Source organism: Nocardioides albertanoniae (assembly GCF_006716315.1).
GTDB lineage: Bacteria > Actinomycetota > Actinomycetes > Propionibacteriales > Nocardioidaceae > Nocardioides > Nocardioides albertanoniae.
In genome coordinates, this window is record NZ_VFOV01000001.1 from 2,943,191 (window position 1) to 2,968,365 (window position 25,175).

Genomic DNA, 25,175 nt, shown 5'->3' on the forward strand with positions numbered 1-25,175 from the left:
CGGCGGCCACGCGTGCGGCTCACTGGCGGTAGACGCGCGCCTCCCACGGAGCCAGCACCGCTCCCCCGCCGTTTCCGATGACCAGCTCGCCCACGCACTCCTCGACGAGCTCGCCCAGATCCGCTTCCTCGCTGCTGAAGTTCGCGAGCACGACCAGCTGCCCGCTCTCGTGACGGCGGCGGAAGGCGAAGAGCTGCGGATGGCTGTCGGCGAGCAGGCTGAAGTCGCCGTCGACCACGATCGGGTCCTCGTGCCGCAGCCGGATCAGCCGGCGATAGTGCGAGAGCACCGAGTCGTCGTCGTCGATCTGCGCGGCGACGTTGAGCTCGGTGTAGTTCGGGTTGATAGCGAGCCAGGGCGTCCCGGTCGTGAACCCGGCATCGGGCGTCGCGGCGTCCCACTGCATCGGCGTACGGCCGTTGTCTCGGCACATCGCTCGCAACGAGTCCATCACCTCCTCGGGCTCCGCGCCCGCGGCGATCGCCTCGTGGTAGTAGTTCACCGCCTCCACGTCGTCGACGTCGTCGATGGAGGCGAACGGGTAGTTCGTCATGCCGATCTCGTCGCCCTGATAGACGAACGGGGTGCCTCGCTGCAGGTGCAGCACGGTGGCGAGCAGCTTGGCGGACTCGGTCCGCCACCGGCCGTCGTCGCCATACCTGGAGAGGGCTCGTGGCTGGTCGTGGTTGTCCCAGTAGAGGCTGTTCCAGCCCACGTCGGCAAGGCCGGTCTGCCAGGCCGCGAGGCGGTCGCGGAGTCGGTCGAGATCGAAGGGGCGTACGTCCCACTTGATGGTGCCGTGGTCGATCTCGACGTGCTCGTAGTGCAGCACCATGTCGAGCTCACGGCGTGCCGGATCGGTGTACCTGCGCCCTTCCTCGACCGTCGTCTCGCCGGTCTCCCCGACCAGCAGCAGGTCACGGTCGTAGCGGTCGACGACCTCCCGGTGCATCGCGGCGAGGAACTCGTGGACGCGCGGGCCGTCGATCACCGACCGGCGCATGTTGCCGAACCTCTGACCGGGGAGGACCGGCGCGTCCGGCAGGTCGGGGTCCTTGGAGATCAGGTTCACCACGTCCATGCGGAAACCGTCGATGCCGCGGTCCAGCCACCAGCGCATGACCTCGTACACCGCCTGCCGCACCTCCGGGTTCTCCCAGTTCAGGTCCGGCTGCTCCTTGGTGAACAGATGCAGGTAGTGCGCGGCTCGGCCCTCGCAATAGGTCCAGGCCGGGCCGGAGAAGAACGACCCCCAGTTGTTGGGCTCCTCGCGCCACCAGTACCAGTCGCGCCTGGTGCTCTCGGGGCTCGAGCTGGACTCCTTGAACCAGGGATGCTGGTCGGAGGTGTGGTTCACGACGAGGTCCAGCACCAGCTTCATCCCCCGTAGATGGACCTCGGCGATCAACGCGTCGAGCTCCCCGAGCGTGCCGTACGTCGGGTCCACATCGAGGTAGTCGCTGACGTCATAACCGTTGTCGGCCATCGGTGAGGGGTAGACCGGAGAGATCCACAGCACGTCGACGCCGAGCCACTCGAGGTGATCGAGGTGCTGCCTGATCCCGCGGAGGTCGCCCACACCGTCTCCGTTGCCGTCCGCGAAGCTGCGCGGGTAGACCTGGTAGACCACCGCGGAGCGCCACCACCCCGGCCCGGTGCCGCCGTCCGCCCCGGACGTTCTCGAGGCACTGCTGCTGTCGGCAGGTGATGCCATGTCGGCCATCGCGTCTCCTGTGTCTCCTGGTCGAAGGTCGTCCCAGCCACCGGTAACCGCACCGGATGTCGGCCATACGCCCCAGGTGACCCTCGAGATGGCGATGGCGCCGTACGTGATCTGGCTCTGGTCGCCGTCCTCCGGCCGAGCCGCCGGCCGTTCCGGGACTTCCTCGTCCTCAGCGCGCTCTACGGCTCTCCCTGATCGTGGTCCGCACCGCGTTGTGGGGTGCACCCGCGGGCTACGGTCGCCGCCCTCCCCCGGCGGCACTGAGCTTCGCCGAGCAGGTCGGTGCCGGTTGGTACGAGGCGCCCCTGCGGGCCCACACCAGCGCGATCGCGCCCATCGGAGGCGGCAGCGGCGTGGTCGTCGCCCTGGTGTCTCTCCGCGCCCACCTCTGGCGGTCTCGACGGTCCTGATCGGTCCAGGGCTCAGGCTGACCCGGTCGACGAGCCCGCCGAGAGGGCGCGGTCGAGGTCGGCGATCAGGTCCTCCGGGCTCTCCAGGCCGATCGAGAGCCGCACGATGTTCGCCGACGGTTTGGCCTCGGCCTGCACCGGGCGGTGGGTGAGGCCGGCGGGGTGCTGGACCAGCGAGTCGACCCCGCCGAGGGAGACCGCGTGGGTGAAGAGCCGCACCGACGAGGTCAGCCGGGCGGCGGCCTCGTAGCCACCGCGCAGCCCGATCGAGATCATCGCACCGGGGCCGCTCATCTGCTTGCCGGCCAGACCGCGGTCGTCGTCCTCGGGGAAGTGAACGCGCTCCACGCACGGGAGGGTGCGCAGCCAGGACGCGATCTCGACCGCGCCGGCCTGCTGGGCACGGATCCGGGTCGGCAGGGTCGCCAGGCCGCGGTGGAGGAGGTAGGCGCCGAGCGGGTGCAGGAGGCCACCGGTGACGGCGCGCACCTGACGCAGCCGCGCGGCGGTCCCCTCGTCACAGGCGATCACGCCGCCGACGACGTCACCGTGGCCGCCGATGTACTTGGTCGCGCTGTGCAGCGACATCGCCGCACCCAGCTCGAGGGGGTTCTGCAGGATCGGGGTGGCGAAGGTGTTGTCCACGAGCACCGGTACGTCGCCCGCGGCCGCCACCACACCCGCGATGTCGACGAGGTCGAGGGTCGGGTTGGCCGGGGTCTCCAGCACCACCAGCGCCGTGTCGGCCCGCACGGAGGCAGCGACCTCGTGCTCGGTGCAGAAGGTCACCTCGACACCGAGGAGACCGGAGGCGAGCAGGTGGTCGGTGCCGCCGTACAGCGGCCGGACCGCGACGACGTGCCGCTTGCCGCTGAAGGACGTGCTGGCGATGAGCGCCGCGGTCATCGCCGCCATCCCCGAGGCGTACGCGACCGAGGTCTGCGCCTGCTCGAGACGGGCCAGCGCCGACTCGAACCGGGCGACGGTCGGGTTCCACAGCCGCTGGTAGACGTGGCCGCCGTCGGGGTCGGGCCGACCACCGGTCGCCATCGCCTCGTAGGACGCACCGCCGCGCTCGATGTCGGGCAGCGGGTTGGTCGAGGACAGATCCAGCGGTAGCGCGTGGACGCCGAGCGCCTCCAAGTCCTCCCGTCCGGCGTGGACGGCGAGCGAGTCGAGGTGAGGGGTCGTGATCGGCATGGCTCGATGCTGGCCGGAAACACAAGATCACGCCAGATTGATTGTCGAAGATTCTGCATCCTCCGCAATACTGCGATTCCCGAGCAACACAACCAGCGACCGAGGAAGATCTTCTTGGTGAAAGCGCAACCCTCCACGGCCACTCTCGACTCCGTCGACCGACGCATCCTCAGCGAGCTCGGAACCAACCCCGAGCTCACCAACAAGGCCCTCGCGAGCCGCCTCGGACTCGCCGAGTCGACCTGTGCCTACCGGCTCCGCGCGCTGCGCGAGAACGGTGTCATCACCGGCCGCCGCCTCGACGTCGACGCCCGCTCCCTCGGCTACCCGCTACAGGCGGTGATCAAGGTGCGGCTCGGCAGCCATAGCCAGGAGCACGTCGAGAAGCTCTACGACGACCTGACCGCGACGCCCGGCGTCATCCAGGCCTACCACCTCGGTGGCGCGGACGACTTCCACCTCCACGTCGCCGTCGAGGACGCCGAGGCACTACGCGACTTCGTGCTGCAGCACGTCACCGTCCATCGGGTCGTACGTCAGACCGAGACGCAGCTCGTCTTCGAGCTCCGCGACGGACCGGGTGTGCTGCCGCGCGAGACCGCATAGCGCCGAATCGCGACGCGTCGAGCAGCAGAAAACGACCAGGCATGGTCCAGCACTGTCTGACACACTGAAGCGGTGGCGGACGAGACCGGCCTGATGCGCCTCGACGACGTGCTGGAAGCGCTCGGCAACGACGGCGTCATGGAGCGCTACGACGACGAGATCGCGCTCGCCGACGTCGTCGGCACCGTCGCACGCACCCATGACTTCGACGCCGACTTCTCCCCGCGCAGGCGCGACGACCGGTGGCGGCGTACGGAGGAGCTGTTCCGTTCCGGGTCGCACCCGCCGCCGATCGACGTGGTGCGCCTGGGCGACAACCTGCTGTTCGTGAGCGACGGACACCACCGGATCTCGGTGGCCAGGTCGCTGGGATGGGACACCTTGCCGGCCAGGGTTCACCGGATCTGCACGGTCGCCTTCGCACTGTGCTGCCTGCGCGTCTCACACCTGCCGGCGAAGGCTGCCGAGCGTCGTTTCCTGCAGAAGGTGCCGCTGCCCGACGAGGTGAGCCGCGGGCTCTGGCTGGACCGCCCCGCCGACTGGGCTCGGCTGGCCGACGCGGCGCTCGCCTGGGGATACACCCACCACGACGTGATCGGGGGCCATTCCGCGCACGACCTCGGCACCGCCTGGTGGCGCCACGAGGTGCAGCCGGTGGTCGAGACGATGCGACGTGAGGGCGCCGGCGCGACCCTCTCCGACGTGCAGCTCTTCGTCACCGCCCTCGCAGCCCGAGACCGCCTCGGCGCCCTCGACTGGCCCGGCGAGCTGCTCGCCGCCCATGAGGACGCCTCCTGCTGCCACGCAGAGATAGATCTGCTGGTCGACGACGCCGAATGACCTGGCGGCCGGGCGAACGAAAGTTCGTTCACGGGCACCGGCCACGTGCGTGCGAGACTCTGCGCATGATCCGGGTGACGTTCCTCTATCCGAAGACCGACGAGTCGACGTTCGACATGGGCTACTACACCTCGACGCACATGCCGATGCTGGCGGCGGCGCTCGGCGAGCACTGCCACGGCTGGGGTGCTGACAGGATCACCAACGGCCCGTACGAGGCGATCGGCTGGGCGCTCGTGTCCAGTGCCGAGGCGTTCGGCGCGGCGACCGAGGGCGGCGAGGTCAGGGCTGACGTCGCCAACTACTCCAGCGTGCACCCCGAGGTGGTCATCGGAGACGTCGTCAGGTAGCTGAGACGCGTTGCGCCCCGGCCGTCGGACCGGGGCGCAACGCGGCGTCACAAGCAGGGTTCAGATGATGTCGCGGCCTTCGCGCTTGGCCTGACGCCACTCCTTGACGAAGGCCGACGAGATCACGGCCAGCACGATCGCGGTCACGAGCGGCCAGACGAGGACGTACGCGGTCAACAGCATGTTCTCCATGGTTCCTCCTGGTTTATGGCTGGGTCACGGATGGTTCAGGGATTGGTCAGGGCGTCGGGTCGAGGTCGTCGTCCGAGCGCCGCGACGCTTCCGAGGCCCCGACACTCGCGCCGGCCGCACCCGAGTCGTCGAAGTCGCCGACCAGGCGGTCGATGTCGGCGAAGTCGAAGTCGGTCTTCGACCTCGCTGACATCGCCCAGCACACGAGCGTGCTGACCGCGTAGGCGACCAGGGAGCCGCTCAGCGTGGCGTAGTCATGCAGGAAGCCGAGCACGAAGGGTGCCGAGACCACGGCCGCTACGACACCGATCACCAGCGCCGGGCGCAGGCCGAAGAAGCCGAAGGCCATCAGGCCGAGCACCACGCCGATCCCGATCACCGAGAGCACCTCGACTCCCAGGCCGGTGATGCCGGTGAGCGGGATCCAGCCGAAACGCACCGGCAGGAACACCGCCAGCGCCACCAGGACCGATGTGGTGAAGGCCGTGTTGGTGACCTTCTTCCAGTAGAAGCTGGCGATCACCGGGAAGACCAGCGCTCCCCAGAGCGCACCCACGAAGACGAGGAGGTCCAAGATGTTGAGCTGGAAGCTCGCGAAGACCACCGCCACGGCAGTGGCCACGACCATCGTGCCGCGCCCGACCAGCAGCATCACCTTCGGGTCGGCCGCCTCCTTGCCGGCCACGTTCTGGCCGTAGACGTCGGCCATCGCGATCGACGCCATCGCGGCGAGGTCGGAGTCGGCGGTGGACGAGAGGGCGCCGATGATCATCACGAAGAAGACCGCCAGCAGTGCGGCGGGCAGGTATTCGGCCGCCATCTGCGGGATCAGGTTGTTGATGTCGCCGCCGCTGGGCTCCACGCCGAGGTAGAGCGCCAGCACGCCGAGCATGCCCACGCCGATGACCATGGACCCGTAGCCGACGGTGGCGGTGACGAACGTCGGCTTGATCAGGTCCTCGCGCACCGCGAACAGCCGCTGGGCGATGGTCTGGTTGCCGATCGCATAGGCGAGCACCGCGGCGATGTAGGGCGCGCCCTGGTTGAGGAACGCCTCGCTGGAGAAGAAGTTGCCCTGCTGCGCGGTCAGGTTGCCAGCCCCGGTCTCGAACGCGGCCGGGAACCCGGCGGCGAAGAAGATGAACGGCACGATGAGCGCCACGGCGCCGAGGATGGCCAGCACCTGCACGAAGTCGGTCAGCACCGAGGCACGGAAGCCTGACCACAACGTGTAGAGCAGCACGCCGCCGGCGATCGTGACGACGCCTTGGGTGAAGTTGAACGGCGAGAGCAGCGCGACCAGCACACCGCCGGCGATGAAGTTGGACATCAGGCTGATCAGGCTGCCGACGAGGTTGGACCCGGCGAGCAGCAGCTGGCTCGAGCGGCCGTGCCGGGCGTACATCACCTCGGCGAGGGTGTGCGCACGCGGCGCCACCGCCCGGATCCGGCGGCCGAAGGGGTAGATGAACAGGATCATCAGGGCACCCCAGAGCCCGTAGTGGATCGGCCCGGAGATGCCGTAGGTGTAGCCGGAGGTCGCCGCGGCGTACATCGACGAGGCCCACACCCAGGTGGCCGTCATGCTGCCGGCCGAGATGCCGAAGCCGATGTTGTTGCCGGCGGTCATGTAGCCGTCGGCGTTCTCCTGCTTCTTGCCGATCCTCAGTGAGATCCAGAACGTTCCTCCGTAGAAGAACAGCAGCAGTGCGACGATCACGGGCACGCTGAACTGGGCGGACTCAAAGCCGTCCACGAGAGTTGCTCCTTGCCATTCCTTGCGCGTCACCCGGAGGCGCACGCGTGCGCGCAGCCGTCATCTGCGCCCCTGCAGGAGGGCGCCGGGTGTCGATCGACCGATCGATCAGGGGAAACCGGTCCCGCTCGGTCGAGAATCAACTCGCGGGGGAATCCGGCCCAGCCGAGTTAAGGCTGTGGACATCGAGCACCGTAACAGTTGCTGAATCTTCAACCGGCAGGTGCCCACGTCCCGAGCTCCCCGGACGCGGCAAGAGGCCTGGGCTCAGGGCACCATCCAGCCGAGCACAGCCGTCGACTGCAGCGCGACCAGGACGCACATGAAAGCGAGCATCGCGATGCTCCAGCCGAAGACCTTGCGGAAGATCTCGCCCTCCTTGCCGGCCATCCCGACAGCGGCGGCCGCGATGGCAAGGTTCTGCGGGCTGACCATCTTGCCGAGCACGCCGCCCGATGAGTTGGAGGCGGCCATCAGCAGCGGGTCGAGGCCGGCCTCCTTGGCGGTGGTCACCTGGAGGAGACCGAAGAGGGCGTTGGAGGAGGTGTCCGACCCGGTCACCGCCACACCGAGCCAGCCGAGGATCGGCGAGAGGATGGCGAACGCGCTGCCGGCACCGGCCAGCCAGGCGCCGATCGATCCGGTCTGACCGGAGAAGTTCATGACGTACGCCAGGCCGAGCACGGCCATCACTGTGACGATCGCGGTGGCGAGCTGTCGATAGGTGGCCCCGTAGGTCTTCACCACCGCTCCGGGGCGGATCTTGAGACAGACGGCGGTGATGATGCCCGAGAGCAGCAGCATCGTGCCGGCCGCCGGGAACCAGTCGAACTTGAAGCCGCCCTGGGCGCCGGCGACGTCGCCGAGCCCGGGGAAGATCGCCTTCGGCGTGTAGTCGGTGCCCGAGAGCGTGAACGGCCGGTGCGCGAGCAGGTCCTTGATCGCCGGGACGGAGACGATCACGAAGATCACCACGATGATCACGTAGGGCAGGAACGCCTTGAAGACCTCGCTCGTGCTGTCGCGTACGTCGCCGGCCGAGGCGCCGGTCGCCGACTCGGCGAGCACCTTCTCGCGCGGCTGCCAGATCCGCAGCAGGCCGACGACGACCACGACCGAGAAGAGCGAGGCGATGATGTCGGCCAGCGGCACCGAGATGTAGTTGGAGGCGATGAACTGGGCGATGCCGAAGCCGAGGCCGCAGAGCAGCGCGGGGAGCCAGGTCTGCTTGAGACCGCGGGTGCCGTCGACGACGAAGACCAGGATGAGCGGCACCAGCACCGCCAGGATCGGGGTCTGGCGGCCTACCATCGCGCCCAGGGTCTCGACGCTGAAGCCGGTCTGGTCCGAGAGCGCGTTGATCGGCGAGGCCATCGCGCCGTAGGCCACGGGGGCGGTGTTGGCGATCAGCGCCACCGCGGCCGCCTTGACCGGCTTGAAGCCCATCGCCATCAGCATCACCACGGTGATCGCGACCGGCGTGCCGAACCCGGCCAGCGCCTCCAGCAGGGCGCCGAAGGAGAAGGCGATGATCAGGGCCTGGATGCGCTGATCGTCGCTGACCTTGCCGAACGCGCGACGCAGCACGTCGAAATGACCGGTGTGCACAGTCAGGTTGTAGACGAAGACCGCGTTGATGACGATCCACATGATCGGGAAGAAGCCCGAGAGCAGGGCCCCCTGCGCACCGGAGAGGAGGGCGTCGTCGGCCGGCATCTTGAAGAGGGCGACCGCGACGATCAGGGCGACCGCGAGCGAGATGAGACCGGCTTGCCAGGCCTTCATCTTGAGGCCGCCGAGCAGGACGAACATCGTGATCAGCGGGAGGGCTCCGCACAGGGCGCTCAGGACGAGCGACCCGCCGACCTGGTCGGCTACTGGTTCGAACATGGTGGACTCCGGGGGTCTGGTGTGGGAGATGGGTGGAGAGGCTGTCCCGAGATGTGGCGGTGTCGGCGGTTCAGATGGTGCGGTTGCGCAGCGCCTCGGGCGAGGCGCCGCTGATCGAGGCGTCGAGCACCTCGACGAGATGGGCCATGCCGAGCTGGTGCCCCTGTGCGGTGATCGCCGAGGCGACCTGGAGCAGACAGCCCGGGTTGGCGGTGACGAGCACGTCGGCGCCGGTGGCGACGATGTTGCGCGCCTTGCGCTCGCCCAGCTCGCGGGCGGGCTCGGGGTTGAGGATGTTGTAGATGCCCGCCGAGCCGCAGCAGATCTCCCCCTCGGCGATCTCGCGCAGCTCGACGCCGGGGATGCCTGCGAGCAGCGCGCGGGGCTGGCTGCGTACGCCCTGGGCGTGGGCGAGGTGGCAGGCGTCGTGGTAGGCCACGCTCATCTCGAGCCGGTGACGTTCGGCGACCGGCCCGAGCTCGTCGAGGATCTCGGCGATGTCGCGCACCTTGGCCTCGAACGCCTCGGCCTTCGCCGCGTACGCAGGGTCGTCGGCGAGCAGCCGGGCATAGTCCTTGAGCGTCGACCCGCAGCCGGCCGCGTTGATCACGATGTGCTCGACACCGGCGTCGTCGAAGGCGTCGATGATGCGGCGGGCGTAGGCCTGGGCCTCCTGCTCGCGGCCGTTGTGCACCGAGAGCGCGCCGCAGCAGCCCTGGTCGGCCGGGATCACCACGTCGCAGCCCTCCGCGGCGAGCACGCGTGCGGTGGCGGCGTTGACGCCCGGGAAGAACGCGCCCTGCACGCAGCCGGTGAGCATGCCGACCACCGCCCGCCGCTCCCCCGCCGCGGCCACGTGCTCGGGCAGCGGCTCGGCGTCGGTGATGGTCGGGGTGAGCCGCTCCATCGCGGCCAGGTGCGGCGCCATCCGGTCGAGCAGACCGGTCTCGCGCAGGCGGCGGTCCAGGCCGCTGCGCTGCACCATCTTGAGCATCCCGCGCATCGCCCGGAGCCGCTTGGGGTGCGGGAAGATCGAGAAGATCAGCGTGCGCAGCGCCTTCTCCTTGGGCGTCCGCGTGTGGTTGCGCTCGACCTGGGCGCGGGTCTGCTCGATGAGGGTGTCGTACTTGACGCCCGAGGGGCACGCGGTCACGCACGACATGCAGCCCAGGCAGCTGTCCCAGTGCTGCACCATCGAGTCCGACATCGGCTCGCCCTCGAGGCCCTCCTTCATCAGGTAGAGCCGCCCGCGCGGGGAGTCCATCTCCTCGCCCCACAGCAGGTAGGTGGGGCAGGTCGGCAGGCAGAAGCCGCAGTGCACGCAGTCGTCGAGCAGCTCCTGGTCGGGCGGGTGGTGCTCGTCGAAGGCACCCAGGTCGCGGATGTCGCGGGCCGGCAGCGAGTCCGTCATCAGATTCCTCCTACGAATCGGCCCGGGCTGAGCCGGTGGTCGGGGTCGAACTCGTCCTTCACGCGCCGCATCAGGTCGATCGCGGGCACCGGACCCCACAGGTCCAGCTGCTCCTTGACCTCGCATGGCGCGTCCAGGACGACCGCGCTGCCGCCGTGGCGCGCGGTGGTCTCTCGCAACCTGGCGAGCACCGCCTGGATCTCGGTGATGTCGCGGTCGGCCGGCACGGCGACGTACGCCACGCCGACGCCGGCCGAGCCCCGCAGGCCGTGCTCGCCGGCAGCCTCGACGACGTCGGCGAGCCCGGAGAGCCGGAAGGTGACCTTGATGCCGACGCACATCTCGGCGGTGTCGTCCCACGGGTAGCGACCCCAGCCGGCCGGCGGGTCCTCGCCGGCCACGGAGCCCGGGAGCAGGTCGGTCAGCGCGGTCGTACGCCCCGCCACCCCGTCGGGGCGCCCCTCGACCAGCACCGAGACCTCGATGGCATCAGGTGTGGCGTCGACCTCGAGGGCCGCCGGCACGGTCTGGGAGTGCAGCACGGTCTGGGTGAGCTCGGCGGCGTGCGCCGCGTCGCGGGCACCGACGGTGACCCAGCGGCTGCTCTGCGGCACCGGGTGGAGCCGGAAGGTGGCCTCGGTGACCACGGCCAGGGTGCCCATCGAGCCGACCAGCAGCTTGCCGAGGTCGTAGCCGGCCACGTTCTTGACGACCTTGCCACCGGCCTTGGCGACCACGCCGTCGGCGCGCACGAGCGTCACCCCGATGAGGAGGTCGCGCAGCGTGCCGGCGAAGAGGCGCCGGGGCCCGCTGGTGTTGGCGGCGAGGGTGCCGCCGATGGTCGAGCCCGCCACGGTGGTGTCGAGCGCGAGCCGCTGTTCGGCGGAGGCGACCTCCTCCTGCAGCCGCGAGAGCGGCGTGCCGGCGCCCGCGGTGGCGATCAGGTCGCCGGCGGCGTGCTCGGTGACCTCATCGATCGCGGAGAGGTCGAGGAGCACGTCGGCGGAGGTCGGCGGGTTGCCCCAGCCCAGCTTGGTGCCGGCGCCGGTGGGGATCACCGACTCCCCCGCCGCTGCCGCCGCACGCATCACCTCGGCGACCTCGGCGGTGCTCGTCGGGCGCTCGATGCGGCCGGGGCGTACGCCGGAGATGGACTGTGTTGGTCTCGACACGCTCGCTTCGCTCGCGGCTCGACCAGCGGAGGACTCGCTCATCAGAACACCTCCGCCACGCCGGACTCCTGGAGCGGGTGCGCGCCCTTGCGTCGCCCGGGGCGTTCGCCGCACAGCCGTGGCGTGGGGAAGATCTTGCCCGGGTTGGAGATGCGGTCGGGGTCGAACGCGCAGCGCACCAGCTGCATCGTGTCGAGGTCGTCGGCGGCGTACATCTTCGGCATGTGGGCGGCCTTGTCGGCGCCGACACCGTGCTCGCCGGTGATCGAGCCGCCGTGGCTCAGGCAGAGGTCGAGGATGCCGCGGCTGACGTCTTCGGCGGCCTCGCCGGCTCCCGCGACGGCGTCGTCGAAGAGCACCAGCGGATGCAGGTTGCCGTCGCCGGCGTGGAAGACGTTGGCGACGCGTACGCCGGAGCGCTCGGAGAGGTCGGCGATCGCCTTGAGCACCTCGGGCAGGGCAGTGCGTGGGATGACGCCGTCCTGCACGATGTAGTCGGGGCTGATCCTGCCGACGGCGGCGAAGGCCGACTTGCGGCCCTTCCAGATCAGGCCCCGCTCCTCGGGAGTCTTCGCGGTGCGGGTCTCGAAGGCACCGGTCTCCTCGCAGAGCCGCGCGACGTCGGCGTACTCGGCGTCGACCTCGACGGCCGGACCGTCCAGCTCGATGACCAGCACCGCGCCCGCGCCGTCGGGATAGTTGCAGGCCACGGCCGCCTCGGCCGCCTCGATCGCGAGCGCGTCCATCATCTCGATCGCCGCCGGCACGATCCCGGCCGCGATGATCGCCGAGACCGCCGCGCCGGCCCGGTCGGTGGAGTCGAAGCCCACCAGCAGGGTGACCACCTTCTCCGGCAGCCGCACCAGCCGCACCGTGGTCTCGGTGACGACGCCGAGGGTGCCCTCGGAGCCGACGACGGCGCCGAGCAGGTCGTAGCCCGGGCTGTCGGGGGCGTCGTCACCGAGGCGTACGCGATCGCCGTCTGCGCCGACGAAGTCGGCGGCGAGCACGTGGTTGGTGGTGAAGCCGTACTTGAGGCAGTGGGCACCACCGGAGTTCTCCGCGACGTTGCCGCCGATCGAGCAGATCTGCTGGCTCGAGGGGTCGGGGGCGTAGTAGTAGCCGTCGGCGTTGGCCGCGCGGCTGACGTCGAGGTTGATCACGCCGGGCTCCACCACCGCGCGCTGATCCTCGCGCCGGACCTCCTTGATGCTCCGCATCCTCGAGGTGACGATCAAGACGCCCTCGGCGTGAGGCAGGCTGCCGCCGGAGAGGCCGGTGCCGGAGCCGCGTGCGACGTACGGGATCTGCTGCTCGGCGCAGGCGCGCACCACGCCGGCCAGCTGCTCGGCGGTCTCGGGGAGCACGACGAGCGCGGGGGTGACCCGGTAGTGGGCGAGGCCGTCGCACTCATAGGTGCGCAGCCGGGCAGGGTCGGTGATCACCCCTGGTTCAGGGATGAGCGCCCGCGCCTGAGCGGTGAGGGTCTCCAGTGGCGTCATGACGGCCTCAGGGCATGCGCTCGTAGGCGGGCAGGGTGAGGAAGTCGACGTAGTCGTCGGCCAGCGAGATCTCGGTGAACGTGTCGCGAGCCTCGGCCCAGTGACCGCCCGAGGTGTCGGCGTGCTCCCCGATCTTCGCCATCTCCTCCTCGATGAGCCGCTCGACCAGCTCGCGGGTGACCCGCTGCCCGTCGTGGAGCTCGATGTCGTTGTGGAGCCACTGCCACACCTGGCTGCGGGAGATCTCCGCGGTGGCGGCGTCCTCCATCAGGTTGTTGATGCCGGCCGCACCGGCGCCGCGCAGCCACGACTCCAGATACTGGATGCCGACGCTGATGTTGCTGCGCAGGCCGGCCTCGGTGATCTTCCCAGGGGTCGAGGCCACGTCGAGCAGGTCGGCGGCGGTGACCGAGACGTCTTCGCGGAGGCGGTCGCGCTGGTTGGGCTTCTCGCCGAGCACCTTGTCGAAGGCGTCTCGACAGGCCTGCACCATGCCCGGGTGGGCGACCCAGGAGCCGTCGAAGCCGTCGCCGGCCTCGCGGGTCTTGTCGTCGGTGAGCTTGGCGAAGGCGACCTCGTTGACCTTCGGGTCCTTGCTGGGGATGAATGCCGCCATCCCGCCGATCGCGTGCGCGCCGCGCTTGTGGCAGGTGCGTACGAGCAGCTCGGTGTAGGCCCGCATGAACGGCACCGTCATCGTGACGCTGTTGCGGTCGGGCAGCAGGAAGTCCTTGCCCCGGCTGCGGAACGACTTGATGACGCTGAACATGTAGTCCCAGCGGCCGGCGTTGAGACCCGCGGAGTGCTCGCGCAGCTCGTAGAGGATCTCCTCCATCTCGAAGGCCGCCGGGTAGGTCTCGATGAGCACGGTCGCCCGGATCGTGCCGCGCGGGATGCCGAGGAGCTCCTGCCCGAGCACGAAGGCGTCGTTCCACAGGCGGGCCTCACGGTGCGACTCCATCTTGGGCAGATAGAAGTAGGGCCCCTTGCCGGCCTCGATCTGCAGCCGGCCGCACGCGGTGAGGTAGAGCGCGAAGTCGACCAGGCCTCCAGCGGTCGGCTCGCCGTCGACCCGGATGTGCTTCTCGGGAAGGTGCCAGCCCCGAGGACGTACGACGATGGTCGGCTGCTCCTCGGTGGTGACCTCGTAGTGCTTGCCGGTCTTCGGGTCGTCGAAGCTGAGCTGACCCTTCACCGCGTCGAGGAGGTTGAGGGGACCCTCGACGACGTTCTCCCACAGGGGCGTGTTGGCGTCCTCCTGGTCGGCCAGCCACACCTTGGCGCCGCTGTTGAGCGCGTTGATCGTCATCTTCCGGTCGGTCGGCCCGGTGATCTCCACCCGCCGGTCGACCAGGCCCGGCGCCGGGTCGGCGACCCGCCACGAGTCGTCGTCACGGATGGCCTTCGTCTCCTCGAGGAAGTCGAGCGTGCCGCCCGCGGAGATCTGCTCGATCCGCTCGCCGCGCCGCGCGAGCAGCTCCTCGCGACGGGTGCCCAGCTCGCGGTGGAGCAGAGCGATCAGTTCCAGTGCCTTCGGGCTGAGGATCTCGTCGTACCGATCCCCCAGTGGTGCGGTGATCTCGACGCCGGCCGGCAGGTCCATCTGCTCCCCTATTTCGTATCGTGGAAGTTTTCTTCTACTCATTGGAACGCTAGAGGAAATAGGCACAGAAGGGCAATGGATCTGTGTGACTGGTGTCACTAATTTTGTTTCGGGGCCGTCGGCGGGGCTGTCTTCCTCTCAGCGGGAGCGGTCAGCGACTTCAAGTTGCGTGGCGTTGCCTGACATACTCCCGCGAGTGGTCTCGGAACAGATGCTTGAGCCTCCGATCGTGTACCTGCCGGCCGCCTAACATTGCCACGACGGGCGGAGACTGCTGATGCTCTATCTCCTTGTACTCGGCTTCGGCATGGTCGCGGGCGTGGCGCTTGCCGCGGTCGGAGTCGCGGCGGTCGTCGACTCCCATATGGTCGGCTGGATTGCCGTCGCACTGGGACTCAGTGGAGCTCTGATGTCTTGGACCGCATTGCAGAACATGAGGCCTTACCGCGGTGACCCCGGGGACGCTATCTCTGCAGAGGGCGGCCTGTACCTGCCGCTGCGGCCTGGCTACGCAAAGCGCGCGGTCATCACCCCTGTCCTGCTCGGTGGCACGGTCCTGGTTGGCACCATCGCCTATCGGTCCATGATGAGCGTGACCATCGGCGCGATCGTCTTCGCGCTGGGCTGCCTGTACGCCTGGTGGCTACACCGTTCCCGGTTCCTCCACCTGACCATCCGTATCGACCCTCAGGGAGTGGGAACGGCTGACGGACGAACGCACATCGCGTGGCGTGACATCACGCTCGTTGACACGGTCGGCGGTTCGTTTCCCGGGGTCGCGGTCGCCGGCCCGAACACGGCTCCGGCGGCGCTTCGGATGCAAGCATCGTCGTGGCGCCCGGAACAGCTGAAGGCGCTGATCGACAAGGCGGTCGGGAGCACAGGCTTCAGAGCACGACTCTCCGACCCAACGACCGTTCGACCGTTCATCCGATCGTCCTAGTTGGTTGACGAGACCGTCGGAGATCCGAGCATTGTGAACACTCAGCGGACGTCTCGACTCGAGCGTCACCGTAAGTCACATCACGAGCTGTAGCTCCTCGACCCGCAGCGCGGATCCCTCCCGCAGCGGCTCCGACCCACCGGTCGGCTCGAAGCCGTGGGCGGCATAGAGCCGGCGCGCGACGTCGTTGCCCTCGGTCACGTGCAGACGTACGCCGAGATCGCGGTCGCGGCACCAGGTCACCAGATCGGTGAGGAGCCCGGCGGCGTACCCACGGCCGCGTGCCTCGGGCGCCGTCCACATGCCCCAGACGTAGGCGACCGTGCTCTCGGGAGGAGCGAAGACGCCACCCATCGCGACACCTCGGCCCTCTTCCAGCACCATCAGGATCGGCGATGAACCGCCGGCCCGCTCCAACCAGAAGTCGTCCGTGAGCGCCTGGGCCTCGGCGAACGTCCTTCGGAAGGCATCGGGCGAGTCGGCCAGCGCCCGCAGGCTGACGTCGCGGAAGAGCGACCAGTCATCAGCGGTGATGGTGCGCACCTCGACGTTCATGACACCGAGGTTGACAGCATCCACGACGCTGGTGCCACCAGATTTCGGCTCAGCTCCCGCCATGGCCGACGCGGCGACCAGGAATGGCTGCATAGGCGCGCTGCAGCTCGACGATCTTCGAGTCGTTCGAGTCGAAGCCGTGGCCATCGATCACACTGATCGGGCGTACGCCGATGCTTGCGTTGGTCGCGAAAGCAGCCCGCATCCGGCCGACCTGATCGAGCGCCACGGTGTGGCGGGCATGCCCGCCGTCGGCCCGGCGCAGCAGCGACATCGTCACCCCAGGAAGAACAGCGGCGTCGGGCCAGATCACGGTGCCGTCGGCATCGATGAATCCGATGTTCCACGTGCTGCCCTCAGAGACGTTCGTGGTGACGGGATCGACGAACAGGACATCGTCGAACCCACTCTTCTTGGCCGCGACACGGTGATGGAGCGAGCTGAACAGGCCCACATGCTTGACCTCGGGCGTATCGCGCTGGAACGCGATCGTCTTCACCCGCAGCGGCGGGAGCGTGCCGCCGCCACTGGGCCGAGACGTGATCAGCGGAACCGGCCGCGGTGTCACCGCACCGATGTTTCCGAGGTTGATCGCCGGGTCGAACATCGTCACCCGCAGGGTGCACGAGCCGCTCGATCCGGTGACCGCTTCACGGATGTCGGCGATCACGGCGTCCTCGTCGAGATCGACGCCGAAGACGGCCTTGGCGTTGCCGACCAGGCGCTCCAGGTGCAGGTCGAAGCCGCGTACGGCACCGTCTTCGACATGCATCGAGGTGAAGTGTCCATAACCGGTCATCGCGAGCGCCTTCAGCTCAGCGGTGGTCGCCTCGATGCCGTGGATCGTCGCCATGCAGCCAGCCTGCCATCCCCCGGCGGAGTCGATGCAGTGGTGGACACCTACCTCTGACGACGACAGACGAGAGCATGGGCCCGTCTTCAGGTCTCACTGAATGCTGCGCTTCTTCTCCCATTCGGCCTCAGCATCCTCCCCAGCGCGGTCATGCGCGTCGTGAGGGATGCTCAGGATCGATGCGAGCAGGGACGCTCCGACCGGGCCGTCGGCCCGGTCGAGAGTGACCCCACGCTTGGCCACGCGGTCGGCCGCAAAGGTCCAGAGAGTCTCGAGCTCGTCGAGATCCGCCTGCGCGGCGTGCAGGGCTCCTTCGAGCCTCGGCAGGAACCTCGCTCGCTCCTCAGCCAGGAGAGCACGTGCCTCACGTCTCGCACGCAGGAGCGCGAGCTCGAGGTCACGTGACTCGTCGGAGTTGAGCAGCCGCACGAGATGCAGCCAGACGACCGCCGCGCCGCCGACAGCGATCGACGCCCAGATCGACCACTGCTCCGTCGGCTCGAGGTCGAAGGCGTACGACGTGACTCCCCCGGCCACGGCGATGATGACGAACCCGATCGATATTCCTCCGGAGGCCATCCGGGTGGCTGGTCGCCCCAAGGAGAAGATCGCGACGATCACCGCCGCGGCGGCGACCACCGGCGCCAATGTCGGCACCATCCACGTCCATCCTGGTGACTCGTACCGGCCGAAGACCCCACCCCAGGCCGCCGCGGCGGCGACCACCGCCAGGAGACCGAAGCAGTTGAGCGATGTGCCCGCGTTCAGAGCCGCCCGTGCACCGCCGGTGATGCCGAATCGAGTCTCCTCCGCGTCGCTGAGAAGCGTGGTGAGGCTCTTGTCGGTGCCGGTCTCCTGGAGAACGATCTCGTCCACCGTGGCCGCCGTGATCTGACCCGTCGGCGTGCCTGAGACCCGACGCTCCACCCGCGCCCGCAGGGCGTCAGCGCCTGCCCCGTTCGTGTCGTCCACGTCGTCAGCTCGTACGCAGGGCCTAACGGCCGCTGATCCGACTCCACACCGGGTCGGCGTCACCGAGACCCGCGACGAGCCGCATGACACCGCCGAGCTGGCCGATGCAGCAGGCCACCCCCAGCACACCCCACAGCACGGCGGCGATCAGGATGACGACGTTCTCACTGAAGGCGTAGCCGATCATGCTGAAACCGAAGATCCCGACGAGCCCGGCGAGGGACGAGGTCAGGACACGGACGAACACGGACGGGTTGAACAGAGCCGCTCGCGGCGCGACCCATCCGCCGAAGCCTTGGTTGGGCACGGCATCGGCACGGAGCGCGAGCCACCAACGCAGCGCGCGGGCGAGCCGACGCCCGGAGCGGTGCAGCCGCCACAGGACGCCAGCTGCCGCGATGAGCACGACGAGCGCCAGCACGGTGACGACGATCGCCACGACCGTCTCACCGCCGCCGGGCGCATCGACGATCAGCATCATGGCAAGCGACCCGACGAAACCGGCCGCCACGAAGGCGAGCACGAACATGCCGAGCCCGACCCACCATCGCGACCAGCGCATCAGGTCATCGCTCAAGAGCTTCGACGCCCAGACCGCGTCCGTGGAGTTGCCGCGATCCGCCTCGGCGGAGTCGATCCACTCCCGCGACTCATCCTTGATCCAGAATGCCACGTAACTCCGATCCAACGGTCTGTGCTTCCTGCTCGGGCTGGTCAGCGGGCGGCTGCTGGCCCTCGGGAAGAAGCTGCAGCGTATCGAGCGTGAACGCCATCCGGATGAGCAGGTCGTGGAACTGGCTGAGGTCGCTGCAGAAGCCGGTCAGGAAGGCGCTTCCGCCTCGGTCGGGCAGCGGCAGCTCTCCGACGGCCACCAGCACTCCCCCCGAGGTGAGGGCGGGGTCGTCGCTCGGCACCGCGGTGAAGGTGATCGTGCCGACTCGTCCGTCGCCCGCCGTGAACGTGGTCGCCGACCCGTTCGGCCCGAGCTTCGCCAGAGCGAGCGTCCGGTGGGTGTCGACCGCCGACTTCGCCGCCGCGCTGTCCTTCGTGGTCCGCACGACCTGGGTGCACATCAACCAGACAGCAGGTGCGGGGTCGAAGGTCAGGTGCACGCCCGCGAAGTCGAAGGACGTGCCCGCGAACGCGGAGATGCCCATGCGGAACGCCGTGGTCAACGCGCTGGTCGCCTCCTCGCTGAGCCAGCCCTCGCCGGAAGCCAGATAGTTCTCCCACCACGCGTCCGGGTCGTCGATCGCACGGAACTCGATCCAGCCCGGGGGCATCCGCTGCCAGATCTGCATCGCCGGCTCCGGTGAGGTAGGCGTAGCCGTCTCGCTCATGAGCTGAGCTCCTCGTTCGTGCGCGGTCCGTCTCCGGAGGTGAGGTTGTGCATGCGCTCGGAGAGGTTCGTCCACGGCCCCGACAGCGAGTCGGCGAAGCCCTGGCTGTCGTCGACCGCGCCCTTGGCGGTGGTGAAGGCCCAGTAGGTGTTCGCTGCCATGTTGGCCGAGTTGAAGCTCAGCGTCGCGACGGTGACGACGCTTCCGGCCGCGGCCCCGCCACCGGCGAGAGCCGGGCCCATGGACGGGAGGTTCAACTGCACGACCGACCCACCAGAACCGAAGGCCGAGCGGGCCAGGGCGCCGGCTCCGAACCCGATCGCCAGTCCCGCGGCACCGGTGATGAAGTCGCCCCAGGACCCGCGACCTGTCAACGCCTGGAGCCCGTCGATCGCCACCAGTGCGATGCTGATCCCCAGCGCGATCGGCCCCAGAGCCGGAATGAAGATGGACAGGATGCCGATGATCGGCGCCACGGCTCGAAGGATGTCCTCGAGCACCGGGACGACGTACTCCATGAACCAGTCGAAGCCGTCGGCGATCGCGTTGCCGACGTCGCTGACCAGGTCACCGAACCAGCTGCCGTGATGCTTGTCGAGGATCTCCGCGGCAGACTCGAGGTCGCCGGCGGTGGCGATCGCCTCGTCGTCGACCTCCGTCTTCAGGCTGCGTGCCTGCGCCTGGATGCCTTCCAGCTCCTGATGCGCCGCATCGGCACGATCAGAGGCGTCCTGGGTCGCCTGGTCGTCACCGTCGGGTGCCGACTTCGCCTCGTCGTGCGCCTGGTCGGCCGCGTTGGCGCTGGCCAAGGCTTCGGCCGCGCGAGACTCGAGGTCACGGGCACGCTGCTGGAAGGACGTCAGCGATGTCGCCCAACGGCTCAGCGCCTCGTACGACCCTTGGAGCGCATCGCCCGTGTCGATGAGGCGCGGGCGGAAGTCGTCGTCCATCGAGGAACGGAAGGCGGTCGCGGCCAGGCCCGACCAGTCCTCCTCGTTCGTCCCGTCGAGCATCGTCCGGGCATCGCTGACACCGGTCGCCGCGGCCCCGAGCGTCTCGACGAAGGCCTCGACCCGGCCGACGTCGCCAGGAGCAGGGTCGAACCCGAGTGCTGGAAACTCGCCGCTCATGCCGATCCCCCGTCTCCCTCGAAGGACGCGGCCATGTCGGTGTCGAAAGAGCGGAAGGCATCAAGCGCGGTGTCGACGGCCTTGCCGGCACCCTCCGAGAACTCTGCCAGCTTGTCGATGCCGCTGCCCCACGAGTCGTGCAGGTCCGAGAGCCGGTCACGAAGTGCGTCTTGAGGGACAGCGGAGGAATCCACGTCGTCCATGCCCGCCGTGGACGCCCCGAGCAGATCACGCATGTTTCGATACGCGCGCGAGCTGCTCTCCATCGCGGCGTAGTTCATCGACACGTCCACGTGTCACCTCCGGTCTTGATACCTGTTGTCGGGTCGCACCTGTTGAAAATCGGGGCGGGCCATGTCGATGGCCCACCCCGCGCTCATGGGTCGATCAGCCGCCGGCGAGCTGGCTGTCGAGGTCCTGGATGGCCGTGGCCATGTCGCGCAGCGACTGAGCCATGTCCTCCACGCCACCGATGGCGTCCTTGAGACCCGTGGTCATCTCGGTGTAGCCGTCCTGGAACTTGCCCGAAGCCTTCTCGGTCTTGAACCCGTCCTGAACGAGCTCGTCGACGTAGCCCTGGCACTCGTCAAGAGCGGACTCGATGGTGTCCTTGCCCTGGTCGAGCTTGTCGGCCGCACCGGTCATCTCATCGTATGTTGCACCGAAGTCAGTCATCGATCATTGCCTTTCAGCGAATTGATTTCCACGGTGCCCGGGGAGGCACCACAGCGCTCTTACCCACTCGGTCGCGTTCTAAACATGCTTGAAAGTAAAATGTCGTCGGCGGTTCGAGGTCCGGGTTCCGTGACCCCGAGTGGGAGACTGATCGGGTGCCTTCCAAACCAGCTCCGCACGTACTCGTCCTCTTCGGCGCGACCGGTGATCTGGCCGCGCGCAAGCTGTTCCCGGGGCTCTATCGGCTCGCCCTGGCCGAGCGGCTTCCCGACCAGCTCGCGATCATCGGCAGCGGGCGCTCGCCGAGCGCCGACGAAGACTTCCGTGACCACGTACGCCAGGCGCTGAAGGAGTTCGTGGGCGACATCGACGAGTCCGTGGCCGGGCCGCTGCTGGAGCAGATCAGCTTCGTCGCCTCTTCCGCCGACGACGGCACCGCACTGGCCGAGGCGGTGCACGATGCCGAGGACAGGCTCGCGCTGGGGAGCGGGCAGACCGTGGGCGACGTACAGCGCCTTCTCTATCTCTCCGTGCCGCCGCAGGCGGTGGAGCCGATGGTCGCGATGCTCGCCCGCGAGGGGCTCAACGAGCGCAGCCGGCTGGTCGCGGAGAAGCCGTTCGGCACCGACCTGGCCTCGGCGCGCGAGCTCGACGCCGTGCTCAGCGACGCGTTCGACGAGAAGCAGATCTTCCGCATCGACCACTTCATCGGCAAGGAGGCGGTGCAGAACCTGCTGGCGCTGCGCTTCGCCAACGGCCTCTTCGAGCCCGCCTGGAACAGGCACAGCATCGAGTCCGTGCAGATCGACGTGCCCGAGAAGCTCACCGTCACCGGCCGCGGCAGCTTCTACGAAGGCACCGGCTGCCTGCGCGACATGGTCACCACCCACCTGTGCCAGCTGCTCGGGTTCGTGGCGATGGAGGACCCGCACGCCTTCCGCGAGGGCGCGATCCGCGCGGCGAAGGCCGCTGCCTTCGCGGCCGTGCGTCCGCTCGACCCCGAGCGCGTGGTCTTCGGCCAGTACGACGGCTATCGCGAGGAGCCCGACGTCGCCGCCGACTCCGAGGTGGAGACGTACGTCGCCATCGAGGCGTGGATCGACAACGACCGCTGGCGCGGGGTGCCGTTCTACCTGCGCACCGGCAAGGCGCTCGCCGCCGGGCAGCGCACGATCACGATCCGGTTCATCGACCCGCGCCACCAGTGGCTGCAGCCGGCCGATCCGGGCAAGGCCGAGCCCAACGAGCTCGTCATCGAGCTCAGCGACGACGCCCGCATCGAGATCGAGGTGCGCGCCAAGCGCCCCGGCCCCGGCATGGCGCTGACCGAGGGGGTCTTCCGCCTCGACCTCGCCGAGGACTCCCCCGACTCCGGGCCGCTGGAGGCGTACGAACGTCTGCTGCTCGACGTCATGAACGGCGACCGCACCCTGTTCACCAGCGCCCGCGAGGTCGAGCGGCTCTGGGAGATCTGCCAGCCGGTGCTCGAGCACCTGCCCGCCGTCGAGAGCTACGCGCAGGGGTCCTGGGGCCCGGAGACCGCGCTCGAGCTGCCCCTCGGCGGATGGCGACTGGGCAGGAGCATGCCGGCCTAGGCTGCACACGGCTCTAGGTCGGCCCGGGATCGGCCCGGGATCGGCCCGGGATCGGCCCGGGATCGGCCCGGGGTGTCCCACCCCTACGATGGTCGCGATGTCGATGACCAGCCAGCCGAGCCCGCCCGGCCCGCGCCGCCTCCTGCTCGTCGTCGACGCGCCCTCGCTGCTGCACCGCAACCATCATGCACGGGCGCACACGCGCATGGTCGACCGGGCGGGCCGGCCGGCGTGGGCGCTGCACGGGATGCTGCGGCAGATCCTCGACTCTATCGACGCGTTCGCACCCGACGCGGTGCTCTTCGGTCTCGACGACCGCACTTCGTCGCTGCGTCGCGACGCCTATCCCGACTACAAGGCCGGCCGCCCGGAGAAGGACCCGCTGCTCTCCGAGCAGCTCGACCGGGCGGGCTCTCTGCTCGACGCCCTCGGTCTCGCGACCCACACTCCCCCGGGCCTGGAGGCCGACGACGTCAACGCCTCCGCCGCGGCATGGGCGGGCCGCAACGGATGGAACTGCGTCGTGATCACCTCCGACCGCGATGCGTTCGCGCTGATCAGCGACCACACCCAGGTGCTGCGGCTGATCAACGGCGGCATCAACGGCTCACCGCTGCTCAACCCTGCCCGTCTGCACGCGATGTACGGGGTGCCGTCCGAGCGCTACCTCGAGTACGCCGCGCTGCGCGGAGACGCCAGCGACAACCTTCCCGGCGTCACCGGCATCGGGGAGAAGACCGCCGCCGCGCTCCTCGACCGGGTCGGTCCCATGGCCGGTGTCTGGTCCGACATCGACGACAACGCCGGCCGCGGCACCGCGGCGATCCTCGACGCGTGGGCGGCCGAGACCGGCGTACGCCGGATCAGCTCGCGCGTCGTCTCCGCCCTGTCCGCACCCGGCGGCCGTGAGCGCTACGACTTCAACCTGCGGATGATGGCCTGCCGCGACGACCTCGACCTCCGGCTGACCCCCGACGTCCCCGGCACCCCCGGCCTGCTGCCGCTCGACATCGAACGGGTCTCCCACGTCGTCGGCTTCCTCGGCATCGAGGCGACCACATCGCTCGCGCAGCGGGTGCTGAGCACGAATCCCGCTTCGGTGCCGCGTCCGTAGCCCGTCGTGGGTGAGACTGACCGAGGACAACCTCCCACGCTACGGATCGGGACGAGACGGCGATGACTGCGGACCTTGCCTATGTGGTGGCCGGCGCCAGCCTGCTGCTGGCCATCGTGCTGCCCGACCTCCTCAGCCGCTGGGCTGTCTCGGCGCCGATGGTGCTGGTCGGGGTCGGCATGCTGATCGGGCTCACCCCGCTCCCCGACGGGCTGCCGCTGGACCCGCAGGAGAACCGCGTGGTCATCGAGCACGTCACCGAGCTGGTCGTCATCGTGGCGCTGATGGGAGTCGGGCTCGCGCTCGACCGTCCCCTCGACATCCGCCGCTGGGCGAGCTGGCGCCGATGGTCGCCGACGTGGCGGCTGCTGGCGATCGGGATGCCGCTCACGATCGCCTCGATCGCTCTCCTCGGCTGGGCGGCCGGGCTTGCCCCCGCCGTGGCGGTGCTGCTGGGCGCGGCCCTGGCGCCCACCGACCCCGTGCTCGCCTCCGACGTGCAGGTGGCCGGGCCGCAGACCGGTGACCACGAGGTCGACGAGAGCGACGAGCTCCGGTTCGCGCTCACCTCCGAGGCAGGCCTCAACGACGGGCTCGCCTTCCCGTTCGTCTACGTCGCCATCCTGCTCGCCACCGAAGGCGCCGTGTCCCACTGGGCGCTGGAGTGGGTGGGCCACTACCTGCTGGCCAAGGTGCTGATCGGCGTCCTCGCCGGGATCGTCATGGGCAAGGTGCTCGCCTACGTCGCGTTCCGCTCCGGTCACCGCTCCCTGCGCGTGGCCGAGCGCGGTGAGTCGTTGCTGGCGCTCGCGGCACTGATCGCGACGTACGGCGTCGCCGAGGTGGTCGGCGGCTACGGCTTCCTCGCCGTCTTCGTATGCGCCATCTCGTTCCGCTCCGCCGAGCGCTCCCACGACTATCACGCGGCCATGCACGAGGTGGCCGAGCGGCTCGAGCGGCTGCTGACGCTCTTCGTGCTGCTCTTCCTCGGGATGGCGCTCACCCGCGGCCTGCTCGAGGCCCTCGACTGGCGTGGCATCGCCATCGGGCTGGCCCTGATCCTGGTCGTACGCCCCGCGGCCGGCATCGTGGCGCTCACCCCGTGGCCCGGCCGGAGCCAGGGCGCGGCCGCGCTCACCGGCGGCCAACGGTGGGCCACGGCGTTCTTCGGGGTGCGCGGGGTCGGATCGATCTACTACCTTGCCTACGCCTCCGGCGAGAGCGACCTGCTGGCCCAGGACTGGCTGTGGTCGACCGTCGCCTTCACCGTCGTCGCCTCCGTGCTCATCCACGGCGTGCTCGCCACCCCGGTCATGGCCCGCATCGACCCCGCCCGAGGCTGA

Annotated in this window: 25 protein-coding genes; 8 read left to right on the top strand and 17 right to left on the bottom strand. The window is 69.2% G+C overall.

Annotated features, from left to right (window positions below):
• Positions 1-19: 19 nt before the first annotated feature.
• Entirely contained in the window at positions 20-1,723 is a 1,704-nt protein-coding gene (locus tag FB381_RS14185) for an alpha-glucosidase (RefSeq protein WP_246088116.1), read from the bottom strand.
• Positions 1,724-1,920: 197 nt separating this feature from the next.
• Here FB381_RS14185 and FB381_RS14190 point away from each other — a divergent pair, with 197 nt between their 5' ends.
• Positions 1,921-2,133 (top strand): hypothetical protein, encoded by a 213-nt coding sequence (locus tag FB381_RS14190; protein WP_141780879.1) that lies wholly within the window; start codon positions 1,921-1,923, stop codon positions 2,131-2,133.
• A gap of 12 nt (positions 2,134-2,145) precedes the next feature.
• Here the strand turns inward: FB381_RS14190 and FB381_RS14195 are convergent, their stop codons facing one another.
• Positions 2,146-3,333 carry a trans-sulfuration enzyme family protein gene (locus FB381_RS14195; protein ID WP_141780880.1) on the bottom strand — a complete coding sequence of 396 codons (1,188 nt, stop codon included), beginning with the start codon at positions 3,331-3,333 and terminating at the stop codon, positions 2,146-2,148.
• Positions 3,334-3,450: 117 nt separating this feature from the next.
• Between FB381_RS14195 and FB381_RS14200 the strand changes: the two genes are divergently transcribed.
• The 3 genes from FB381_RS14200 (at position 3,451) to FB381_RS14210 (ending at position 5,129) form a co-directional block, all read left to right on the top strand.
• Complete coding sequence (locus FB381_RS14200) at positions 3,451-3,939, top strand: Lrp/AsnC family transcriptional regulator (protein WP_246088117.1); 489 nt, start codon at positions 3,451-3,453, stop codon at positions 3,937-3,939.
• Positions 3,940-4,011: 72 nt separating this feature from the next.
• Complete coding sequence (locus tag FB381_RS14205; protein ID WP_141780882.1) at positions 4,012-4,779, top strand: ParB N-terminal domain-containing protein; 768 nt, start codon at positions 4,012-4,014, stop codon at positions 4,777-4,779.
• A gap of 65 nt (positions 4,780-4,844) precedes the next feature.
• Entirely contained in the window at positions 4,845-5,129 is a 285-nt protein-coding gene (locus FB381_RS14210) for an EthD family reductase (protein WP_170225162.1), read from the top strand.
• 60 nt (positions 5,130-5,189) lie between these two features.
• On the opposite strand, the gene FB381_RS24110 is transcribed toward FB381_RS14210, so the two are convergent.
• The 7 genes from FB381_RS24110 to aceB form a co-directional block, all read right to left on the bottom strand.
• The gene (locus tag FB381_RS24110) at positions 5,190-5,321 is read right to left on the bottom strand and encodes a putative transporter small subunit (RefSeq protein ID WP_211352434.1); all 132 of its coding nucleotides are present in this window, start codon (positions 5,319-5,321) and stop codon (positions 5,190-5,192) included.
• A gap of 46 nt (positions 5,322-5,367) precedes the next feature.
• A complete protein-coding gene (locus tag FB381_RS14215; RefSeq protein WP_141780884.1) occupies positions 5,368-7,077 on the bottom strand; it encodes a sodium:solute symporter family protein in 1,710 nt (569 codons plus the stop codon).
• Positions 7,078-7,344: 267 nt separating this feature from the next.
• A complete protein-coding gene (locus FB381_RS14220; protein ID WP_141780885.1) occupies positions 7,345-8,967 on the bottom strand; it encodes an L-lactate permease in 1,623 nt (540 codons plus the stop codon).
• A 70-nt stretch (positions 8,968-9,037) separates the two neighbouring features.
• Positions 9,038-10,378 (bottom strand): glycolate oxidase subunit GlcF, encoded by a 1,341-nt coding sequence (glcF, locus tag FB381_RS14225; RefSeq protein WP_141780886.1) that lies wholly within the window; start codon positions 10,376-10,378, stop codon positions 9,038-9,040.
• Positions 10,378-11,592 carry an FAD-binding oxidoreductase gene (locus FB381_RS14230; RefSeq protein WP_141780887.1) on the bottom strand — a complete coding sequence of 405 codons (1,215 nt, stop codon included), beginning with the start codon at positions 11,590-11,592 and terminating at the stop codon, positions 10,378-10,380. The genes glcF and FB381_RS14230 overlap by 1 nt, the downstream gene beginning before the upstream one ends.
• Positions 11,592-13,052 (bottom strand): FAD-linked oxidase C-terminal domain-containing protein, encoded by a 1,461-nt coding sequence (locus FB381_RS14235; protein WP_141780888.1) that lies wholly within the window; start codon positions 13,050-13,052, stop codon positions 11,592-11,594. The genes FB381_RS14230 and FB381_RS14235 overlap by 1 nt, the downstream gene beginning before the upstream one ends.
• A 7-nt stretch (positions 13,053-13,059) precedes the next feature.
• Positions 13,060-14,655, bottom strand: coding sequence for a malate synthase A (gene aceB / locus FB381_RS14240; protein WP_141780889.1), 1,596 nt, complete (start codon positions 14,653-14,655; stop codon positions 13,060-13,062).
• Positions 14,656-14,932: 277 nt separating this feature from the next.
• Here aceB and FB381_RS14245 point away from each other — a divergent pair, with 277 nt between their 5' ends.
• A complete protein-coding gene (locus FB381_RS14245; protein ID WP_141780890.1) occupies positions 14,933-15,598 on the top strand; it encodes a hypothetical protein in 666 nt (221 codons plus the stop codon).
• Positions 15,599-15,673: 75 nt separating this feature from the next.
• Here the strand turns inward: FB381_RS14245 and FB381_RS14250 are convergent, their stop codons facing one another.
• From FB381_RS14250 to FB381_RS14285, 8 genes are all read right to left on the bottom strand, one after another.
• Positions 15,674-16,153 (bottom strand): GNAT family N-acetyltransferase, encoded by a 480-nt coding sequence (locus FB381_RS14250; protein WP_170225163.1) that lies wholly within the window; start codon positions 16,151-16,153, stop codon positions 15,674-15,676.
• A gap of 49 nt (positions 16,154-16,202) precedes the next feature.
• Positions 16,203-17,006 (bottom strand): aminotransferase class IV, encoded by an 804-nt coding sequence (locus tag FB381_RS14255; RefSeq protein ID WP_141780892.1) that lies wholly within the window; start codon positions 17,004-17,006, stop codon positions 16,203-16,205.
• 93 nt (positions 17,007-17,099) lie between these two features.
• A complete protein-coding gene (locus tag FB381_RS14260; RefSeq protein WP_141780893.1) occupies positions 17,100-17,978 on the bottom strand; it encodes a hypothetical protein in 879 nt (292 codons plus the stop codon).
• 22 nt (positions 17,979-18,000) lie between these two features.
• The gene (locus FB381_RS14265; RefSeq protein ID WP_141780894.1) at positions 18,001-18,651 is read right to left on the bottom strand and encodes a hypothetical protein; all 651 of its coding nucleotides are present in this window, start codon (positions 18,649-18,651) and stop codon (positions 18,001-18,003) included.
• Positions 18,629-19,318 (bottom strand): hypothetical protein, encoded by a 690-nt coding sequence (locus FB381_RS14270; protein WP_141780895.1) that lies wholly within the window; start codon positions 19,316-19,318, stop codon positions 18,629-18,631. The genes FB381_RS14265 and FB381_RS14270 overlap by 23 nt, the downstream gene beginning before the upstream one ends.
• Positions 19,315-20,448: a TrbC/VirB2 family protein gene (locus FB381_RS14275; protein ID WP_141780896.1), complete on the bottom strand. Its 1,134-nt coding sequence runs from the start codon at positions 20,446-20,448 to the stop codon at positions 19,315-19,317. The genes FB381_RS14270 and FB381_RS14275 overlap by 4 nt, the downstream gene beginning before the upstream one ends.
• Positions 20,445-20,741 (bottom strand): hypothetical protein, encoded by a 297-nt coding sequence (locus FB381_RS14280; RefSeq protein ID WP_170225164.1) that lies wholly within the window; start codon positions 20,739-20,741, stop codon positions 20,445-20,447. Before FB381_RS14280 ends, FB381_RS14275 begins: the two co-directional genes overlap by 4 nt.
• A gap of 94 nt (positions 20,742-20,835) precedes the next feature.
• Positions 20,836-21,123, bottom strand: a complete 288-nt coding sequence (locus FB381_RS14285; RefSeq protein WP_141780410.1) for a WXG100 family type VII secretion target — start codon at positions 21,121-21,123, stop codon at positions 20,836-20,838.
• A gap of 155 nt (positions 21,124-21,278) precedes the next feature.
• On the opposite strand from FB381_RS14285, the gene zwf reads away from it, so the two are divergent.
• From zwf to FB381_RS14300, 3 genes are all read left to right on the top strand, one after another.
• Positions 21,279-22,718 carry a glucose-6-phosphate dehydrogenase gene (zwf, locus tag FB381_RS14290; protein ID WP_141780898.1) on the top strand — a complete coding sequence of 480 codons (1,440 nt, stop codon included), beginning with the start codon at positions 21,279-21,281 and terminating at the stop codon, positions 22,716-22,718.
• Positions 22,719-22,815: 97 nt separating this feature from the next.
• A complete protein-coding gene (locus FB381_RS14295; RefSeq protein WP_246088118.1) occupies positions 22,816-23,832 on the top strand; it encodes a 5'-3' exonuclease in 1,017 nt (338 codons plus the stop codon).
• Between the two features lie 62 nt (positions 23,833-23,894).
• Positions 23,895-25,175, top strand: a complete 1,281-nt coding sequence (locus tag FB381_RS14300) for a cation:proton antiporter (protein WP_141780899.1) — start codon at positions 23,895-23,897, stop codon at positions 25,173-25,175.

Coding starts and splice junctions, on each gene's coding strand:
- FB381_RS14185 (WP_246088116.1), bottom strand. CDS start 1,723: ATGGCCGACATGGCATCACCTGCCGACAGCAGCAGTGCCTCGAGAACG.
- FB381_RS14195 (WP_141780880.1), bottom strand. CDS start 3,333: ATGCCGATCACGACCCCTCACCTCGACTCGCTCGCCGTCCACGCCGGA.
- FB381_RS14210 (WP_170225162.1), top strand. CDS start 4,845: ATGATCCGGGTGACGTTCCTCTATCCGAAGACCGACGAGTCGACGTTC.
- FB381_RS24110 (WP_211352434.1), bottom strand. CDS start 5,321: ATGGAGAACATGCTGTTGACCGCGTACGTCCTCGTCTGGCCGCTCGTG.
- FB381_RS14220 (WP_141780885.1), bottom strand. CDS start 8,967: ATGTTCGAACCAGTAGCCGACCAGGTCGGCGGGTCGCTCGTCCTGAGC.
- glcF (WP_141780886.1), bottom strand. CDS start 10,378: ATGACGGACTCGCTGCCGGCCCGCGACATCCGCGACCTGGGTGCCTTC.
- FB381_RS14230 (WP_141780887.1), bottom strand. CDS start 11,592: ATGAGCGAGTCCTCCGCTGGTCGAGCCGCGAGCGAAGCGAGCGTGTCG.
- FB381_RS14235 (WP_141780888.1), bottom strand. CDS start 13,052: ATGACGCCACTGGAGACCCTCACCGCTCAGGCGCGGGCGCTCATCCCT.
- aceB (WP_141780889.1), bottom strand. CDS start 14,655: ATGGACCTGCCGGCCGGCGTCGAGATCACCGCACCACTGGGGGATCGG.
- FB381_RS14245 (WP_141780890.1), top strand. CDS start 14,933: ATGCTCTATCTCCTTGTACTCGGCTTCGGCATGGTCGCGGGCGTGGCG.
- FB381_RS14250 (WP_170225163.1), bottom strand. CDS start 16,153: ATGAACGTCGAGGTGCGCACCATCACCGCTGATGACTGGTCGCTCTTC.
- FB381_RS14255 (WP_141780892.1), bottom strand. CDS start 17,006: ATGGCGACGATCCACGGCATCGAGGCGACCACCGCTGAGCTGAAGGCG.
- FB381_RS14270 (WP_141780895.1), bottom strand. CDS start 19,318: ATGAGCGAGACGGCTACGCCTACCTCACCGGAGCCGGCGATGCAGATC.
- FB381_RS14275 (WP_141780896.1), bottom strand. CDS start 20,448: ATGAGCGGCGAGTTTCCAGCACTCGGGTTCGACCCTGCTCCTGGCGAC.
- FB381_RS14285 (WP_141780410.1), bottom strand. CDS start 21,123: ATGACTGACTTCGGTGCAACATACGATGAGATGACCGGTGCGGCCGAC.
- FB381_RS14295 (WP_246088118.1), top strand. CDS start 22,816: ATGTCGATGACCAGCCAGCCGAGCCCGCCCGGCCCGCGCCGCCTCCTG.
- FB381_RS14300 (WP_141780899.1), top strand. CDS start 23,895: ATGACTGCGGACCTTGCCTATGTGGTGGCCGGCGCCAGCCTGCTGCTG.